We start from the raw sequence: 16,302 nt of genomic DNA, 5'->3' as shown, positions 1-16,302 counted from the left end.
GAGTCACGTCGTTGCGGCGCACGCAGAACGACGTGACTCTCCAGTTCGGCGGAAAATATGGGGGCGGTCAGCCGACCGGCGCTGGGACTTCGCCCTCGGGTGCCACGGGCGCCGGCTCCGGCGGGGCTTCGCCCGGCGCGGGCGGCGCCGCCTCGGCGAGGACGAACGGCACTGCCGCGGACCTCAGGTTCCCGAGTTGCACCACCAGGTTGTAGGTGCCGGGTCCGATCGGTTCGCGGGGCAGCGGGCAGTTGGCGGCCGAGCCCATGCCGGTCCACGTGACCTCGGTGGTGACCTGCTCGCCGGGGTTGAACGTCTTCACCAGCGTCTCGTTGGACGGCGCGCAGTCCAGGTTCGACCACAGGCGGTCGTTGTTCAGCGAGTAGACGTACGCGGCGAGCACTGCGGCGCCGACGTCGCGCTGGCAGGCCACCAGGCCGATGTTCGTGACGACCATGGTGAACTTCGGCTGGTCGCCGATCACGTAGTTGGGCTGGCTGGTGATGCCCTTGACCGCGAGCGTCGAATCCGGGCAGTCGTCGCCCTCCTGCAGCACCGGCGGCGGCACGACGGCGGCCGTCGGGGTGGGCGTCGGCGGCGGGAGCTGCTGGGCTGGCGGCTGAACCGGGGTCTTGACCTCGGGGTTCTCGCCGGGCAGCGGTGTGGGGGCGGCAGCAGTGGAGCTGTTCGAGGCACCATCACCGGCCGACGAATCACCCGAGGAGTTCGCCACGACGACGAAGACGATCGCCACGACTAGGGCGATGACGAACGCGGCAACGCCGATCGCGAGCATCCGGCGCCGCTTGTAGATCTCCGGCGGCAGCGGCCGATGCGGTTCTGTATCCAGCACATTTCAACGGTAAGGGCAGGTCACGCCCTATCGTCCGACCGTGCTCGGCGTGTCGCCGTCCAGTCTCGTGACGAAACTCGCGTCAGGCTTCGCCGATGTCGCCGATGTGGGCACGCCGCTCGGTGCGTCCATCGGCGAGGTGATAGGTCGCGCCGACCACCGCGACGGTGCCCGCCTCCAGCGCATCGCGGATCGCAGTGGAGCGGTCCCGGAGCTGCTGCACGGTCTCGTTGACGTGCTTGGCCTCGAACTCGTCGAGGTTCGTCATCCCCTCGCGCCTGCCCATCAGGATCGACGGCGTCACGCGTTCCACGACGTCGCGCACGTACCCGCCGGGCACCGCGCCCTCGTCGATCGCCGTCAGAGTCGCCTTGACCGCGCCACAGCTGTCGTGGCCGAGCACGACGATCAGCGGTACGCCCAGCACGTTGATCGCGAACTCGATCGAGCCCAGCACCGCCGAGTCGATGACGTGGCCTGCGGTGCGCACGACGAACATGTCGCCAAGGCCCTGATCGAAGATGATCTCGGCCGCGACGCGGCTGTCCGAACACCCGAACAGCACCGCCGTCGGCTTCTGGCCGTCGACGAGGCGCTCCCGGTCGGCGATGCCCTGGCTTGGATGCAGGGGCTTACCGCTGACGAAGCGGTCGTTACCCTCGCGTAGTGCCTTCCATGCGCTCACGGGATTCGAATTCGGCATGGGTGTCATCTTGCCTGAGCCGTTCGGCGAGAGCACTGTGAGCCTCGACGCGACGGTTTTGCTGGACTGGTACGACCGTGAGCAGCGGGACCTACCGTGGCGTCGGCCGGGGGTCAGCGCGTGGCAGATCCTCGTCAGCGAGTTCATGTTGCAGCAGACCCCCGTGGTCCGGGTCGAGCCGATCTGGCGCGACTGGATCGCGCGGTGGCCGACCCCGTCGGCGACCGCGGCGGCGTCGCAGGCCGACGTCCTGCGGGCCTGGGGCAAGCTCGGCTACCCGCGGCGGGCGAAGCGACTGCACGAATGCGCGACCACCATCGCCACCGACCACGGCGACGAGGTGCCCGCCGACGTCGACACGCTGCTGACGCTGCCCGGCGTCGGGGTGTACACCGCACGCGCCGTGGCCTGCTTCGCCTACGGCATGCGGGTGCCCGTCGTCGACACCAACGTGCGCCGCGTGGTGGCACGTGCCGTCCACGGACGGGCCGACTCCCCTGCCAGCGTGCGCGACCTCGCCGACGTCGAAGCCCTGCTGCCGAACGATGAACGGGCACCGCGCTTCTCGGTCGCGGTGATGGAACTGGGCGCGACGGTGTGCACGGCACGATCGCCGAAGTGCGGCATCTGTCCGCTCGGCTCGTGCGCCTGGCGGTCCGCGGGCTACCCACCTGCGACCACACCCGCACGGCGGCCGCAACGCTTCACCGGCACCGATCGCCAGGTGCGCGGCCGGTTGCTGGACGTGTTGCGCGCGAACGCCTCTCCCGTCCCGCGCGCCGAACTCGACGTGGTGTGGCTGACCGACACCGTCCAACGCGACCGGGCCCTGCTGTCCCTGCTGAGCGACGGCCTGGTCGAACAGACCGCCGACGGGTTGTTCGCACTGGCCGGCGAGGGCGGCTAGTTCTACACGCCGGAGCAGGTCGGTGGATTAGCCTCGACGGGTGGCCGGACGTCGATTCCAAGCGGCGCGAATCCAGTTCGCGTCGCGCTTCGACCTCGACATCGCCTACCAGGTCCTCGGCGATGGGCCGATCGACCTGATCGTCATGCCCGGGCCGTTCGTGCCGATCGACGTGATGGACGCCGAACCGGCGATGTACCGCTTCTACCGGCGACTGTCGAGCTTTTGCCGCGTCATCCGCTTCGATCAGCGCGGAATGGGGATGTCCTCGCGGATCGGATCGGATGCCACCGTCACGCCGTCGTGCTGGGCCGAGGACGCGATCACGGTGCTCGATGCCATGGGCTCCGAGCGCGCTGCGGTGCTCGCGTCCGGGTTCACCGCGGTCAGTGCACTGCTGCTGGCCGCCGACCATCCGGACCGCGTCAGCCACCTGGTGCTGGTCAATGCGAGCGCACGAGCGCTCTGGGCGGCCGACTACGAGTTCGGCACCAAGTCCGACGGGGCGTCCCCGTTCACCACCATCGCGCACGAACCAGACGCAGTCGAACGGGGTTTCGACGTGTTGCGCATCGTCGCGCCGTCGGTGGCGTCCGACCGCGCATTCCGCAGCTGGTGGGACCACGCGGGCAACCGGGCCGCCTCCCCGAGCATGGCCCGCAAGTCCAGCGAGGTGATCGCGGGAGCCGATGTGCGACACAAACTCTCGTTGATCACCACCCCGACGCTGGTGATGCACCGCAGGGACTCGGCGTTCGTCGGCGTCGAGCACGGGCGCTACCTCGGCGACCACATCTCCTGTGCGCGCTACGTCGAGTTGCCCGGTGACGACTCCCTGTACTGGATCGGTGACGCCGGGCCGGTGCTCGACGAGGTCGAGGAATTCGTCACCGGGTCCCGCGGGGAGGCCGACGCCGAACGGGTGCTGAGCACCGTCGTCATCACCGACATCGTGGGGTCGACGGCGCGCGCAGCCACCCTCGGCGACGACCGGTGGCGGGACCTGCTCGACCACCACGACGCCACGGTCCGCAACACGCTCGACAGATTTCGCGGGCACGAGATCAACACCGCCGGAGACGGTTTCATCGCAACGTTCACGAGCCCGAGCGGTGCACTGGACTGCGCCGAGGCCATCGTCGACGCCGTGGCATCGATCGACCTCGAGGTCCGCGTGGGCGTGCACGCCGGCGAGGTGGAGATGCGCGGCGACGACATCGCGGGCATGGCCGTGCACATCGGCGCGCGGATCGCGGCGCTGGCGGCTCCCGGTGAGGTACTCGTGTCCTCGACGGTCCGCGAGATCGTCGCGGGTTCGCTGCGCACGTTCACCTCACGCGGCGTGCACGACCTCAAGGGCGTGCCGGGGCCGTGGCACCTCTACTCGCTGTAGCTCCGAGTATGCGTCAGGCCGTGGCCGCACAGTCGGTGCACGAGAACCGGCGCCGGTAGTCCGACGGCGTCACGCCGATGATGCGCCGGAAGTGATGGCGTAGCAGCGTGGCGGTGCCGAACCCTGAGCGGTCTGCGACCTGGTCGATGTCCAGGTCGGTCTCCTCGAGGAGTCGGCGCGCGTAGAGCACGCGCTGGTCGGTGACCCACTGCATCGGCGTGCGACCGGTCTCCTCGACGAAGCGCCGCGCGAACGTCCGCGCCGACATGCTCGCTCGCTTGGCGAGCGTGTTCACGGTGTGCGGCTTATCGAGGTTGGACAGGATCCAATCGAGATGGGGCGCAAAGCCTTCCGAGCACCGCACCGGGATCGGCTGGTCGATGTACTGGCGTTGACCGCCGTCGCGGTGCGGCGGGACGACCATCCGGCGCGCGATCACGTTGGTGACCTCACTGCCCAGTTCGCGGCGTACCAGGTGCAGGCATGCGTCGATGCCGGCAGCCGTGCCCGCGCTGGTGATCAGGTTGCCGTCGTCGACGTAGAGGACGTTGCGGTCGACCTTCGCCGTCGGGTACATGGCCGCCAGTTCGTCGGCGTGCATCCAGTGCGTGGTGCAGGCTCGCCCGTCGAGCAGACCGGCCGCACCCGCCACGAAGGCGCCCGAGCAGACGGTGAGGATGATCGAGCCGGACTCGGCGGCCTGCCGGATGGCGGCGAGTGCCTCCTCCGGGTAGGTCCCGCCCGAGATGGCGGGGATCGCGACCAGGTCGGCGCCGACGAGGTCGTCGTAGCCGTGGTCGGGGGTGAGCCAGGCGCCGACCGACGTCCGCAGCGGCTTGCCCGGTTCGGGCCCGCAGATCTTGAAGTCGAAGTTGGGCACGCCGTCAGCGGAGCGGTCGATTCCGAACACCTCGCACAGGACGCCGAACTCGAAGACGGCCAACCCGTCGAGCACCAGAGCCGAGACGGTCTTGATCATGGCAGTATCTTATCCTCCTCAGTCAGTTCTGCCACTGTTGGCGGGATCTAAAAGGTCGAACAATTGCTGCCATGGACATCTTGCTCACCTTCCTCATCCTCTCCGCACCGTTCGCCGTGGCGGCCCTACTGAGCTGGTCGTCGCACCGCGGTCAGCCGGTCCGGACCTACTACGACGGCGTCGCCGACGACCCCGACTTCTACCGCATCCAGCACGACGCCGATGCGGCCCGCACCCGCTTCGAGCAGAGCCCGGCCTGGCCGGCGTCAGGCGCCTCCGGCGAACGTCGATGAGAACGCGAGCACCGCGTGGCGGTATTCCTCCGGCGCATCGTCGTGCACCAGGTGGCCGGCGCCCGGCACCTCCAAATAGGTTGTCCGGGAACCGGTCTCGTGCATGTGGCGCATCTGACCGGGTGGTGTCACCGAGTTGCCCGCCTCGATGAGCAGCGTCGGCGCCCGCACCGCGTGCCACTGCGTCCAGTAGTCGCGGGAGCCCCACTCCGCCGCGATCTCGACCCACCGCTCGGTGCGGCCGTGCAGCCGCCACCCCGTCGGCGTGCGGTCGAACGCCTCGGCGAAGTAGCGCCCCGCGACGTCACCGAACGCGTCGAGGATCTGCCGGTGCGACGTGAACTCCTCCGGCAGTGCGTACACCCACGGCTCCCACGGTCCCGTCGTACGCCCGCGGAAGTCCGGCGCCATGTCCTCCACGACGAGAGCGCGCACCAGGTCGGGCCGCTCAGCGGCCAGGCACCACGAGTGCAGGCCCCCCATGGAGTGACCGACCAGCGTCACCGGGCGACCGAGCGAGACCACCGCGTCGCCGAGATCGGCGACGAACCGCTCGGTGCTGATCGGCTCCGAGTCCTCGACGTCACGGCCGCGATGCCATGGCGCGTCGTAGGTGTAGACCCGAGCGACGTCGGTCAGCCACGGGATCTGACGCGACCAGGTGCTCCCCCGCCCCATCAGACCGTGCACCAGCACCACCGGCTCTCCCCGACCGCCCCTGTCGGTCAGCAGTTCGGTCCGCATGGGCTAATACTGCCCCGGGACCGGGGGCGGTAGCCTGATGCCCATGCCCGTGGTGAAGATCAACGCGATCGAAGTTCCGCCGGACGCCGGCCCCGAGTTGGAGAAGCGCTTCGCGAACCGCGCCCACGCCGTCGACGGCCAGCCCGGTTTCCTCGGCTTTCAGCTGCTCCGCCCGGTCAAGGGCGAGGACCGCTACTTCGTCGTCACACAATGGGAGTCCGAAGAGGCATTCCAGGCCTGGGCCAGCGGCCCAGCCGTAGAAGCCCACGCCGGCCAGCGCGCGAATCCCGTCGCCACCGGTGCGTCACTGCTCGAGTTCGAGGTCGTGCTCGACGTCCAACGGTCGGAATCGTAGCGACGTGGGAATCGATGTCACGAGGACCGGCGCCAAGGCGTAACGCAGGCCGGATGCGACACCGGGCGGTCGGAGCGACGATCGCCGCGATGCTGGTCGCAGTCCTGGCCTGCGGTTGCGCTCCTACCGGTCCGGCTCCCGCCGAGGCCGCGTACGGGACTCGGATCGACACGAACACCCCGCAGGGCCTGCGGGCCAAGCAGCTCGTCGACATGGTCAACTCGGACTGGCCCATCGGTACCGTCACCGTCGGTACCCTCGCCAGCCCGGAGCTGATCGAACCCGTCGCCGGTGCCATGGACCGCCTGTGGGCGGACCGGCCGATCACCGTCACCGGGATCGAGGTCGGCGCCGGGTCGGCCACCCTGCACCTGGTGACGTCGTATCAGGTGGCCCAGGACGTCAAGCTGCGCACCAACGACGGCGGCCTGGTCGACCGCTTCGAGATGACGTTGGTCAAGCCGCAGATCAAGCAGTGGTCGGACGTCGACGCCGAGATCACCAAGTCGGGCGCCCGCTATTCGTACGCCGCGTCGAAGGTGTCCAGCGGCAAGTGCACCAAGGTCATGGGCACCAACGTCGACGAGTCGCTGCCGCTGGCCTCGATCTTCAAGCTGTACGTGCTGCTGGCGGTCAGCGAGGCCGTCAACGCGGGCACCCTCACCTGGGACGAGCAACTGGTGATCACCAAGGAAGCCAAGGTCGTCGGCTCCGCCGGTTTCGACGACCTGCCGCCGGGTGCCAGCGTGTCGGTGCGGGACGCCGCGCAGGAGATGATCTCGGCCAGCGACAACATGGCCACCGACATGCTCATCGCACGCCTCGGGCCCGGCGCGGTGGAACGCGCGCTGGCGACCGCAGGCCACCACGACCCGGCGGCGATGACACCGTTCCCCACCGCCCACGAGATGTTCTCCGTCGGCTGGGGCAAGCCGGACGTGCGCGAGGAGTGGAAGCAGGCATCACCGCAGCGCCGCGCGGAACTGCTGCACCAGACCAACGTGCTGCCGTACGAGCCCGATCCGGAACGCACCCGCACGCCGGCGTCGCCCTACGGGGCGGAGTGGTACGGCACCGCGATGGACGTCTGCCGCGTACATGCAGCGCTGCAGGCCTCCGCCGTCGGGCCCGCCGCACCGGTCCGAGCCATCCTGTCGGCCACCCCCGGCATCGAACTCGACCAGAAGACCTGGACGTACATCGCCTCCAAGGGCGGCAACCTGCCGGGCGACCTGACGTTCAGTTGGTACGCCACCGACCGCACCGGCCAAGGCTGGGTGGTCAGCTTCCAGCTCAACTGGCCCGCCTACCGCAGTCAGATCGCCGCCGGGTGGCTGCTGTCGATCGCGACCCAGGCCTTCGGCCTGATCCCGGTGGGACCGCCTAACCGGTAGAGCGCAGCGTCCACGCCTGACCGCGCAGATGCATGACGGTCCTGCTGGCAGGTGCCACGTCCACGCGCCAGAACGACCTCGGCGGCGCGTCGAGGGCGACCAGGACCGCAGCCCGGATCACGGCAGGATGCGTCACCGCGGCCAGCCGTCCCCGCCGAGCAGCCAGCGAGTCGAGCCACTTTCGCACCCGGATCATCACGTCGACCACCGACTCCCCGCCGTGCGGGGCTTGCGTCGGATCGGTCAACCAGACGGCGAGTTCCGCGGGCGGCACCCCGCCGAGGACCTGTCCGCGCCACGTCGCACAGTCGAGGTCGGCCAGCGCGTCGTCGGTCTCGGCGCGCAGACCCAGCAGTTCGGCGGTCTGACGGGTCCGCTTCTCCGGCCCGCACACCGCCGCGTCGATCGGACCGAGTTCGACGGTGGCGTCCAGTTGGCGTTGTCCGAGCCCGTTGAGGGGCTCGTCGATCGGAAATCGTCCGGCTGCCATGGCATCGGTCATACCGTGCGACACCAGGGTCAGCCGGACGACTTCACTCACCGAGTTGCTCAGGCCGCCAGCGCATCGTGGCGTCGACCGTCGAGCACCTTCGACACCAGCGCCGCGAACGCGAGGCCGATCGTCGCGTACATGACGACCTGCACACCGAGGGAGTACAGCCGGAAGTCGTACAGCACGTCGGCCGGGAAGCCCTCGTAGACGATCGCGCCCGCGTCGTCGCGCAGCGGGCCCGGCGTCTCGTCGATCGTCGGCAGGATCAGCATCACCACGGCGACGGCGACGACGTAGGCCCCCGCTGCCGCCAAAGACGCGTTCCAGGCGCCGAGCCTCGCCGACCACCTCCGGCCGAGCGCGACCGCGCCGACGAGCAACGCCGCCGACAGCACCACCATCGCCAGGTAGAGCAGCGTCCGCTGACGGATCGTCTCGTCCAGGCTGAGCGCAGGTGGGCTCGCCGGGTACTTCAGCGACGGAATCACGTACAGGCTCAACAACATTCCGCCCGCGACGTACAGCGACAGCAGCTTGGCCGAGACGTTCCCCACCCGTCCGAAGGCCACCGCGAACACTACCGCGAACAACGCACCGATGGCGACGCTGAACGCGAGCACGCCGAGACCCATGCCGATGTTCATCTGAATGGCGCGCGAGAACCCGCCGCCGTCCCCACCGTGACTGTGCCCCGCACCCGACGCCGCGTGCTCCATGGCCTCGTGCGCGGCGCCTATGCCGTCCTCGTAGCCGATCGCCCGGTCGATGACGGGTTCGACGAAGATCCGTGCGAACACGAACGCGAACAGTCCTGCGAGGGCGCCTGCCAGAAGGCCGCGCCCGATGATCTGCTTCTCCATATTGCTTTGTCGTCCCTCCTCGTCCTGCGAATCAGTGGCAGGGGAATCCGAGGAGGTGCCGGGCGTCGTGGACGAACTCGTGCACGACGGTGCTGTTGCCGAACACCGACGTCGCGCCCTGGTCCATGCCGACGAAGTAGAGGACGAGCAGTGCGAGGAAGGCGGTGGCAGACAGCCACACCGCCGCGCGGGTGGCGGAGAGGTCGAGGGCGGGCGCTGCGCTCGTGCGTGCGTCGGCTGAGTTCATGTCGGTCGTCCTTTCGGGAGTTCGCGTCCCGTTTCACAGGTGGTGACGGCGTCGGGTCTGACTATGACAGTGGCGCGACCGTTCTGGATTCTCACCAGATTCCTTCGCCGTCGAGTACAGCAGCATTCAACCACGCCGGACCGGCGCGGGAGGCGCGAAGGGCGCGCGCCTCTGAACAACGCCCCGAACGCACGAACGCCCCCGACTCGCGTCGGGGGCGTTCGCGTACTGCGTCGTTACTCGGTCACTGCGGCTCCGCCAGCGCCTGCGCCTGCCAGGTCCGGCTCGATGACCGGCCTGCGGGCACCGCTGAACGTGAACACCGCGTCCTCGGTCTTGCCGCTCTCGCCATCCCAGTTCTCGACGTCCACGGTCACGACCTGGCCGGGACCGATCTCCTCGAAGAGGATCTTCTCGGAGAGCTGGTCCTCGATCTCGCGCTGGATGGTGCGACGCAGCGGTCGCGCTCCCAGCACCGGATCGAACCCGCGCTTGGCCAACAGGGACTTGGCCTTGTCGGTCAGCTCCATCGTCATGTCCTTGGCGGCAAGCTGCTTGCCGACCCGGCCGATCATGAGGTCGACCATCGTGATGATCTCCTCCTGCGTCAGCTGGTGAAACACGATGATGTCGTCGATGCGGTTGAGGAACTCGGGGCGGAAGTGCTTCTTCAGCTCGTCGTTGACCTTCTGCTTCATCCGGTCGTAGTTGTTCTCGCCGCCACCCTGGGTGAAGCCGAGGCCAACCGCCTTGCTGATGTCAGACGTGCCGAGGTTCGAGGTGAAGATCAGCACGGTGTTCTTGAAGTCGACCGTGCGACCCTGACCGTCGGTGAGACGGCCGTCCTCTAGGACCTGCAACAGGCTGTTGTAGATCTCCTGGTGTGCCTTCTCGATCTCGTCGAAGAGCACCACGCTGAACGGCTTGCGCCGCACCTTCTCGGTGAGCTGGCCGCCCTCCTCGTAGCCGACGTACCCGGGAGGGGCACCGAACAGCCGCGAGGCGGTGAAGCGGTCGTGGAACTCGCCCATGTCGATCTGGATCAGCGCATCGTCGTCGCCGAAGAGGAACTCGGCGAGCGCCTTGGACAGCTCGGTCTTACCGACACCGGACGGGCCGGCGAAGATGAACGAGCCCGACGGCCGCTTCGGATCCTTCAGGCCGGCGCGGGTACGCCGGATCGCCTTGGAGACCGCCCGCACGGCGTCCTCCTGGCCGATGATCCGCTTGTGCAGCTCGTCCTCCATGCGGAGCAGACGCGTGGTCTCGGCCTCGGTCAGCTTGAACACGGGGATACCGGTCCAGTTGCCCAACACCTCGGCGATCTGCTCGTCGTCGACCTCTGCGACGACGTCGAGATCACCCGAACGCCACTGCTTCTCCCGCTCGGCGCGCTGCCCGACGAGCTGCTTCTCCTTGTCGCGGAGGTTGGCGGCCTTCTCGAAGTCCTGCGCGTCGATCGCGGACTCCTTCTCCCGGCGCGCATCGGCGATCTTCTCGTCGAATTCGCGCAGGTCCGGCGGAGCAGTCATCCGGCGGATGCGCATCCTGGCGCCGGCCTCGTCGATCAGGTCGATCGCCTTGTCGGGCAGGAAGCGGTCGTTGATGTAGCGGTCGGCCAGGGTGGCCGCGGCCGCGATGGCACCGTCGGTGATCGAGACCCGATGGTGCGCCTCGTACCGGTCGCGCAGCCCCTTGAGGATCAGGATGGTGTGCTCGACCGTGGGCTCGCCGACCTGAACCGGCTGGAACCGGCGCTCGAGCGCGGCGTCCTTCTCGATGTACTTGCGGTACTCGTCGAGGGTGGTGGCGCCGATGGTCTGCAGTTCGCCGCGGGCCAGCTTCGGCTTGAGGATGCTGGCCGCGTCGATCGCGCCCTCGGCCGCACCTGCGCCGACGAGCGTGTGCAGCTCGTCGATGAACAGGATGATGTCGCCGCGGGTGTTGATCTCCTTGAGCACCTTCTTCAGGCGCTCCTCGAAGTCACCGCGGTAGCGGCTGCCCGCGACCAGCGATCCGAGGTCCAGCGTGTAGAGCTGCTTGTCCTTCAGCGTCTCGGGCACGTCACCGTGCACGATCGCCTGGGCCAGGCCCTCGACGACGGCGGTCTTGCCGACGCCGGGCTCGCCGATCAGCACCGGGTTGTTCTTGGTGCGGCGGGACAGCACCTGCATGACCCGCTCGATCTCCTTCTCGCGGCCGATGACGGGGTCGAGCTTCCCCTCCATCGCGGCGGCGGTCAGGTTGCGACCGAACTGGTCGAGGACCAGCGACGTCGAGGGGTTGCCCGACTCGCCACCACGGCCGCCGGTACCCGCCTCGGCGGTCTCCTTGCCCTGGTATCCGCTGAGCAGCTGGATGACCTGCTGGCGCACGCGCGTCAGCTCGGCGCCCAGCTTGACCAGCACCTGGGCGGCCACGCCCTCGCCTTCGCGGATCAGGCCGAGCAGGATGTGCTCGGTGCCGATGTAGTTGTGGCCGAGCTGCAGCGCTTCGCGCAGCGACAGCTCCAGCACCTTCTTGGCTCGCGGGGTGAAGGGGATGTGGCCGGACGGGGCCTGCTGGCCCTGACCGATGATCTCCTCGACCTGGCTGCGCACGCCTTCGAGCGAGATGCCCAACGACTCGAGCGACTTCGCGGCGACGCCTTCGCCCTCGTGGATCAGTCCAAGGAGGATGTGCTCGGTGCCGATGTAGTTGTGATTGAGCATCCTGGCTTCTTCTTGGGCCAGAACGACGACGCGCCGTGCGCGGTCAGTAAAGCGTTCGAACATCGGTGGTTACCTGCTCTCCATCAAATAGCGCAGCTCGTGAAACTTCTCGGCGTGTTCACCACGCCCTGCACCCACGGTCCACTGTAGTGGGCGAAGGCCGGGCATGCCCCGCCTGTCTCCGGCTACCCGGTGATGCACTAGAGCAACGCAAGGGAAATGCGAATCGTTTCCGCATTTCGGCGCATCCGCTTCGCCGCTAGCGAACGGATCCCGCGCCAGGGCGGTGCGGCGCCGCGAACGGCAACGTCGGCCTACGTTGCGGCGTGGAATGCGTCGATGACGTCGGCAGGGATCCGGCCGCGGGTGGAGACGTTGTGACCGTTGCGGCGCGCCCACTCCCTGATGGCTGCGCTCTGCTCGCGGTCGATCGAGGCGCGACCGCGACCGGTGCCTGCCGAGCGGCCACGACGGCGGCCACCGACCCGGCGGCCCGCCTCGACCCATGACTTCAGGTCGTTGCGCAACTTTGCGGCATTCTTCGCGGAAAGGTCGATCTCGTAGTTCACCCCGTCGAGCGCGAATTCAACGGTCTCGTCGGCGGCTGCCTCACCATCGAAATCATCGACCAAGGTGACGGTAACTTTCTTCGCCATTAGCCCACAGACCCTTCTGCCCCCATTGGGTTCACGCGAACCCATACGCAATATTGACACGAAAAAACGAATCATTCAAGAAGTATGATAACTGAGGGTTCGGTCAGCCTTGACGTCGCACTATCGGGAACAAAACCGTTTCGCGAATAGACAAGCCCGTCAATGCCATCAGCAGCCGATCGACGCCCATTCCGGTGCCCGTGGTGGGTGGCATCCCGTACTCGAGTGCGTCGAGGAAATCCTCGTCCAGGACCATTGCCTCGTCATCGCCGGCCGCCGCCGCGCGCGCCTGGGCCTCGAATCGCTCGCGCTGGATCACGGGGTCGATGAGTTCGGAATAGCCGGTCGCCAGCTCGAACTTCCGGACGTACAGGTCCCATTTCTCGGTGACGCCGGGAATGCTGCGGTGGGCGCGCGTCAACGGCGCGGTCTCGACGGGGAAGTCACGCACGAAGGTTGGCGCCCACAAAGTCTCTCCGACTGTGTGCTCCCACAGTTCCTCGACCAGCTTTCCGTGCCCATAGCCACGGTCACGGGCGATCTCGAGACCCAAGCGGTCGGCCATCGCCCAGAGGTATGGCGCCTCGGTGTCGGGGGTGATCTCCTCGCCCAATGCCTCAGACAGCGACGGATACATTTCGACGGTGGCCCATTCTCCGTCGAGATCGTAGGTAGTGCCGTCGGCCAGGGTTACGTTCCTGGTGCCAATCGCCTCGTCGGCGACCTCTTGAATCATCTCCCGCATCATGACTGCGGAATCGTCATACGTTCCGAAGGCCTGATATGTCTCCAACATCGCGAATTCCGGCGAATGCGTCGAATCGGCGCCTTCGTTTCTGAAGTTGCGATTCAACTCGAAGACCCGCTCGAAACCACCGACGAGGCATCGCTTCAGGAACAGTTCCGGCGCGATGCGGAGGTAGAGGTCTGCGTCGAGCGCATTGGAGTGCGTGATGAATGGCCTCGCGGCGGCCCCGCCTGCCAGTGTCTGCAGCATCGGCGTCTCGACTTCGAGGAACCCGCGCCGCTCCAACGCGGAACGCACGGCCCGCACCACCGCGATGCGCTGCCGCGCAATCGTGCGGGCTTCGGGACGGACGATCAGATCGACGTAGCGCTGGCGGACGCGCGACTCCTCGCTCATTTCCCTGTGCGCCACGGGAAGCGGCCGCAGTGCCTTGGAAATGATTTGCCAGGAATCGGCGAGCACAGACAATTCACCGCGCCGCGAGCTGATCACCTCACCGTGCACGAACACGATGTCGCCCAGATCGACGTCGGCCTTCCACGAATCGAGCGACTCCTGGCCCACCTTCGCCAGGTTGATCATCACCTGGAGTTGCGTTCCGTCGCCCTCCTGCAGCGTCGCGAAGCACAGCTTGCCCGAATTGCGCGCGAACACGACGCGGCCTGCGACACCGACGAACTCGCCGGTCTCGGCGCCCGGCTCGAGGTCGGCGTGGGTCGCGCGTACCTCGGCGAGCGCATGGGTCCTGGCCACTTCGACCGGGTAGGGGTCGCGGCCCTCTGCGATCAGCCGTTCCCGCTTGGCCTGACGAATCCGGAACTGTTCGGGGACGTCGGGGCCGGGGTCGGAGACCTCGCGGCTCTCGGGACGATCAGCAGTGCTCACGACGTGCCAGCTTAAATGAACGAGTGACCGCTCCCCTCGACGCGACGGCAGCCGCCCGGTTCCTCGCCGCGCTGGACCGCGATCCCCTCGACTGGCGGTTCAAGGGCATCCCCTCGTCCTGGTGGGGTCGCACGCCGGCGAGCCTGCGCGACGAGCGGGCCGAGCCGTTCGGCGACGGCGCGGTCGGCCCGTTGTGCGTGCTGTCCGACAGCGCGCTGGCGCACAACGCGGAGGTGATGGCGAACTGGTGCCGTGACCGCGGCGTCGACCTGGCTCCGCACGGCAAGACGCACATGTCACCGCAGCTGTTGGCCCGGCAGTTCGATGCCGGTGCATGGGCCGTGACCGCTGCGACGGTCGGGCAGACGCGCGTCTTCCGGCAGTTCGGGGTGCAGCGCATCGTGCTGGCGAACGAGGTGGTCGATGCCGCAGCGCTGCGGTGGCTGGCCGCCGACCTCGACGAGCATCCCGACCTCGAGGTCGTCTGCTGGGTCGATTCGGTGGCGGGCGTGGAGCTTATGACCGGGGCCCTGACGGCGGCGGGCGCCAGGCGGCCCCTCGAGGTCTGCGTCGAGGTCGGAATGGCAGGCGGTCGCACCGGCTGTCGCAGCGCCGCGGACGTCGACGCGGTGGCCCGGGCTGTCGCGGCGTCCGCGCGCCTGCGACTCGTCGGCGTCTCGGGGTACGAGGCCGCGCGTGGGCACGACGTGTCCGATGACAGCCGTGGCCTGGTGCGCGCCTACCTGCGCGAGATCCGTGCGGCCGTCGAGCGGCTGTCGGGGCTCTTCGAGGCCGACACGGTCGTCGTCACCGCGGGCGGCTCCACGTTCTTCGACGCGGTCGTCGACGAGTTGGCAGGCGGCTGGCCGTCCGGGCTCGACGTGCGCACGGTGCTGCGCAGTGGCTGCTACCTGACGCACGACGACGGCCTGTACGCCCGCACGTCCCCCTTGGCGCTGCGGGCCGCGCTGACGGTGTGGGCGCAGGTGGTGTCGCGGCCGGAGCCCAATCTGGCGCTACTGACGATGGGCCGCCGCGACGTGTCCCACGACAGTGACCTGCCGGTGCCCTACGGGATGCCAGACAGCCGGGTGAGCGCGCTCAACGACCAGCACGCCTTCCTGCGCATCGGCGACTCGGACGCGCCGCGTGCCCGCGTCGGCGACTGGGTCCAATTCGGTGTCTCGCACCCGTGCACGACGTTCGACAAGTGGCAGCTGATACCGGTGCTCGACGACGAGGGCCGCGTAACGGACCTCGCCCGCACGTTCTTCTAGCGCTTGCCCCGCGCGCCGTCGCGGTTGCGCTCGAACACCAGCCGCAGACCGTCGAGGGTCAGGTGGGGGTCGTAGTGCCCGACGGTGTGCAGGTCCGGAAGCACCAGCGGCGCAGTGTGACCGGTGGCCACCACGGCCACGTCGTCGCCGCCGAACCCGTCGACGTCCTCCCGGATCCGGTTGACCAGACCGTCGACGAGGCTCGCGAATCCGAACACCGCACCGGCCTGCATGCACTCGACGGTGTTCTTGCCGATCACCGACCGGGGCCTGGTCAACTCGACCCGCCGCAGGGCGGCCGACCGCGCTGCGGCGGCATCAGAGGAGACCTGAACGCCCGGCGCGATCGCACCGCCGAGGAATTCACCCTTGTGCGACACGACGTCCACGCAGATCGACGAGCCGAAGTCGACGACGATTGCGGCGGAGTGGAACCGTTGGTAGGCGGCTAGGCAGTTCACGATGCGGTCCGCCCCAACCTCCTTGGGGTTGTCGACCAGCAGCGGGATGCCGGTTCGCACACCGGGTTCGATGAGCACGTGCGGAATCGTCGGCCAGTACTGTTCGAGCATCACCCGGATCTCGTGCAGTACCGACGGCACCGTCGACAGGCCCGTGGCACCGGTGAGGTGTTCGGCGTCGTCGCCGATCAGTCCGTCGATGGTGAGGGCGAGTTCGTCGGCGGTCACCTCGGATTCGGTGCGAATGCGCCAGTGGTGCGCCACTTTCGCGTGATCACCCGATCCGGACACCAGGCCGACGACGGTGTGGGTGTTGCGTACGTCGATCGCGAGGAGCACGGCC

At 68.2% G+C, this 16,302-nt stretch carries 17 protein-coding genes; 6 read left to right on the top strand and 11 right to left on the bottom strand.

Features of this window, described 5'->3' with window-relative positions; genetic code table 11:
• Positions 1–67 precede the first annotated feature (67 nt).
• Together LOK44_RS06130 and LOK44_RS06125 are read right to left on the bottom strand one after the other, a co-directional pair.
• The gene (locus tag LOK44_RS06130) at positions 68–853 is read right to left on the bottom strand and encodes a hypothetical protein (RefSeq protein ID WP_237569138.1); all 786 of its coding nucleotides are present in this window, start codon (positions 851–853) and stop codon (positions 68–70) included.
• A gap of 82 nt (positions 854–935) precedes the next feature.
• Complete coding sequence (locus tag LOK44_RS06125) at positions 936–1,556, bottom strand: carbonic anhydrase (protein ID WP_237569137.1); 621 nt, start codon at positions 1,554–1,556, stop codon at positions 936–938.
• Here LOK44_RS06125 and LOK44_RS06120 point away from each other — a divergent pair.
• The gene (locus LOK44_RS06120) at positions 1,555–2,463 is read left to right on the top strand and encodes an iron-sulfur binding domain-containing protein (RefSeq protein ID WP_237569136.1); all 909 of its coding nucleotides are present in this window, start codon (positions 1,555–1,557) and stop codon (positions 2,461–2,463) included. The genes LOK44_RS06125 and LOK44_RS06120 overlap by 2 nt on opposite strands.
• 40 nt (positions 2,464–2,503) lie before the next feature.
• A complete protein-coding gene (lipJ, locus tag LOK44_RS06115) occupies positions 2,504–3,856 on the top strand; it encodes a bifunctional lipase/adenylate cyclase LipJ (RefSeq protein WP_237569135.1) in 1,353 nt (450 codons plus the stop codon).
• Positions 3,857–3,869: 13 nt separating this feature from the next.
• Here lipJ and LOK44_RS06110 read toward each other — a convergent pair whose 3' ends face one another.
• Entirely contained in the window at positions 3,870–4,835 is a 966-nt protein-coding gene (locus tag LOK44_RS06110; RefSeq protein WP_237569134.1) for a helix-turn-helix domain-containing protein, read from the bottom strand.
• Positions 4,836–4,906: 71 nt separating this feature from the next.
• Between LOK44_RS06110 and LOK44_RS06105 the strand changes: the two genes are divergently transcribed.
• The gene (locus LOK44_RS06105) at positions 4,907–5,128 is read left to right on the top strand and encodes a hypothetical protein (RefSeq protein ID WP_237569133.1); all 222 of its coding nucleotides are present in this window, start codon (positions 4,907–4,909) and stop codon (positions 5,126–5,128) included.
• On the opposite strand, the gene LOK44_RS06100 is transcribed toward LOK44_RS06105, so the two are convergent.
• Positions 5,102–5,872: an alpha/beta fold hydrolase gene (locus tag LOK44_RS06100; protein ID WP_237569132.1), complete on the bottom strand. Its 771-nt coding sequence runs from the start codon at positions 5,870–5,872 to the stop codon at positions 5,102–5,104. The genes LOK44_RS06105 and LOK44_RS06100 overlap by 27 nt on opposite strands.
• 43 nt (positions 5,873–5,915) lie before the next feature.
• Here LOK44_RS06100 and mhuD point away from each other — a divergent pair, with 43 nt between their 5' ends.
• The gene (mhuD, locus tag LOK44_RS06095) at positions 5,916–6,227 is read left to right on the top strand and encodes a mycobilin-forming heme oxygenase MhuD (protein ID WP_237569131.1); all 312 of its coding nucleotides are present in this window, start codon (positions 5,916–5,918) and stop codon (positions 6,225–6,227) included.
• Between the two features lie 53 nt (positions 6,228–6,280).
• The gene (locus tag LOK44_RS06090; RefSeq protein ID WP_372481195.1) at positions 6,281–7,621 is read left to right on the top strand and encodes a serine hydrolase; all 1,341 of its coding nucleotides are present in this window, start codon (positions 6,281–6,283) and stop codon (positions 7,619–7,621) included.
• Here the strand turns inward: LOK44_RS06090 and LOK44_RS06085 are convergent.
• The 6 genes from LOK44_RS06085 to lysS all read right to left on the bottom strand — a co-directional run bounded on the left by LOK44_RS06085 (position 7,611) and on the right by lysS (position 14,221).
• Positions 7,611–8,162 carry a histidine phosphatase family protein gene (locus LOK44_RS06085; RefSeq protein ID WP_237569129.1) on the bottom strand — a complete coding sequence of 184 codons (552 nt, stop codon included), beginning with the start codon at positions 8,160–8,162 and terminating at the stop codon, positions 7,611–7,613. The two genes, LOK44_RS06090 and LOK44_RS06085, sit on opposite strands and share 11 nt — an antisense overlap.
• 8 nt (positions 8,163–8,170) lie before the next feature.
• Positions 8,171–8,974 (bottom strand): CbtA family protein, encoded by an 804-nt coding sequence (locus LOK44_RS06080; RefSeq protein ID WP_237569128.1) that lies wholly within the window; start codon positions 8,972–8,974, stop codon positions 8,171–8,173.
• A 31-nt stretch (positions 8,975–9,005) separates the two neighbouring features.
• Positions 9,006–9,221, bottom strand: a complete 216-nt coding sequence (locus LOK44_RS06075; RefSeq protein ID WP_163921516.1) for a CbtB domain-containing protein — start codon at positions 9,219–9,221, stop codon at positions 9,006–9,008.
• A gap of 236 nt (positions 9,222–9,457) precedes the next feature.
• Positions 9,458–11,995 carry an ATP-dependent protease ATP-binding subunit ClpC gene (gene clpC1 / locus LOK44_RS06070; protein WP_237569127.1) on the bottom strand — a complete coding sequence of 846 codons (2,538 nt, stop codon included), beginning with the start codon at positions 11,993–11,995 and terminating at the stop codon, positions 9,458–9,460.
• A gap of 251 nt (positions 11,996–12,246) precedes the next feature.
• On the bottom strand, positions 12,247–12,588 hold the full coding sequence (lsr2, locus tag LOK44_RS06065; protein WP_163921495.1) for a histone-like nucleoid-structuring protein Lsr2: 342 nt from the start codon (positions 12,586–12,588) through the stop codon (positions 12,247–12,249).
• A gap of 103 nt (positions 12,589–12,691) precedes the next feature.
• Positions 12,692–14,221, bottom strand: a complete 1,530-nt coding sequence (lysS, locus tag LOK44_RS06060; protein ID WP_237569126.1) for a lysine--tRNA ligase — start codon at positions 14,219–14,221, stop codon at positions 12,692–12,694.
• Positions 14,222–14,244: 23 nt separating this feature from the next.
• On the opposite strand from lysS, the gene LOK44_RS06055 reads away from it, so the two are divergent.
• Positions 14,245–15,498 (top strand): alanine racemase, encoded by a 1,254-nt coding sequence (locus tag LOK44_RS06055; protein ID WP_237569125.1) that lies wholly within the window; start codon positions 14,245–14,247, stop codon positions 15,496–15,498.
• Here LOK44_RS06055 and LOK44_RS06050 read toward each other — a convergent pair.
• On the bottom strand, positions 15,495–16,298 hold the full coding sequence (locus LOK44_RS06050; protein WP_237569124.1) for a type III pantothenate kinase: 804 nt from the start codon (positions 16,296–16,298) through the stop codon (positions 15,495–15,497). The genes LOK44_RS06055 and LOK44_RS06050 overlap by 4 nt on opposite strands.
• Between the last annotated feature and the right edge of the window lie 4 nt (positions 16,299–16,302).

It is taken from the genome of Mycolicibacterium lacusdiani, from assembly GCF_021916785.1.
GTDB classification, from domain to species: Bacteria; Actinomycetota; Actinomycetes; order Mycobacteriales; family Mycobacteriaceae; genus Mycobacterium; species Mycobacterium lacusdiani.
The sequence above is the reverse complement of the archived record's forward strand: the minus strand, read 5'-3'. Positions and strand labels throughout refer to the sequence as shown.

Coding starts and splice junctions, on each gene's coding strand:
- LOK44_RS06120 (WP_237569136.1), top strand. CDS start 1,555: ATGGGTGTCATCTTGCCTGAGCCGTTCGGCGAGAGCACTGTGAGCCTC.
- LOK44_RS06125 (WP_237569137.1), bottom strand. CDS start 1,556: ATGCCGAATTCGAATCCCGTGAGCGCATGGAAGGCACTACGCGAGGGT.
- LOK44_RS06110 (WP_237569134.1), bottom strand. CDS start 4,835: ATGATCAAGACCGTCTCGGCTCTGGTGCTCGACGGGTTGGCCGTCTTC.
- LOK44_RS06105 (WP_237569133.1), top strand. CDS start 4,907: ATGGACATCTTGCTCACCTTCCTCATCCTCTCCGCACCGTTCGCCGTG.
- LOK44_RS06100 (WP_237569132.1), bottom strand. CDS start 5,872: ATGCGGACCGAACTGCTGACCGACAGGGGCGGTCGGGGAGAGCCGGTG.
- mhuD (WP_237569131.1), top strand. CDS start 5,916: ATGCCCGTGGTGAAGATCAACGCGATCGAAGTTCCGCCGGACGCCGGC.
- LOK44_RS06090 (WP_372481195.1), top strand. CDS start 6,281: ATGCGACACCGGGCGGTCGGAGCGACGATCGCCGCGATGCTGGTCGCA.
- LOK44_RS06080 (WP_237569128.1), bottom strand. CDS start 8,974: ATGGAGAAGCAGATCATCGGGCGCGGCCTTCTGGCAGGCGCCCTCGCA.
- LOK44_RS06075 (WP_163921516.1), bottom strand. CDS start 9,221: ATGAACTCAGCCGACGCACGCACGAGCGCAGCGCCCGCCCTCGACCTC.
- clpC1 (WP_237569127.1), bottom strand. CDS start 11,995: ATGTTCGAACGCTTTACTGACCGCGCACGGCGCGTCGTCGTTCTGGCC.
- lsr2 (WP_163921495.1), bottom strand. CDS start 12,588: ATGGCGAAGAAAGTTACCGTCACCTTGGTCGATGATTTCGATGGTGAG.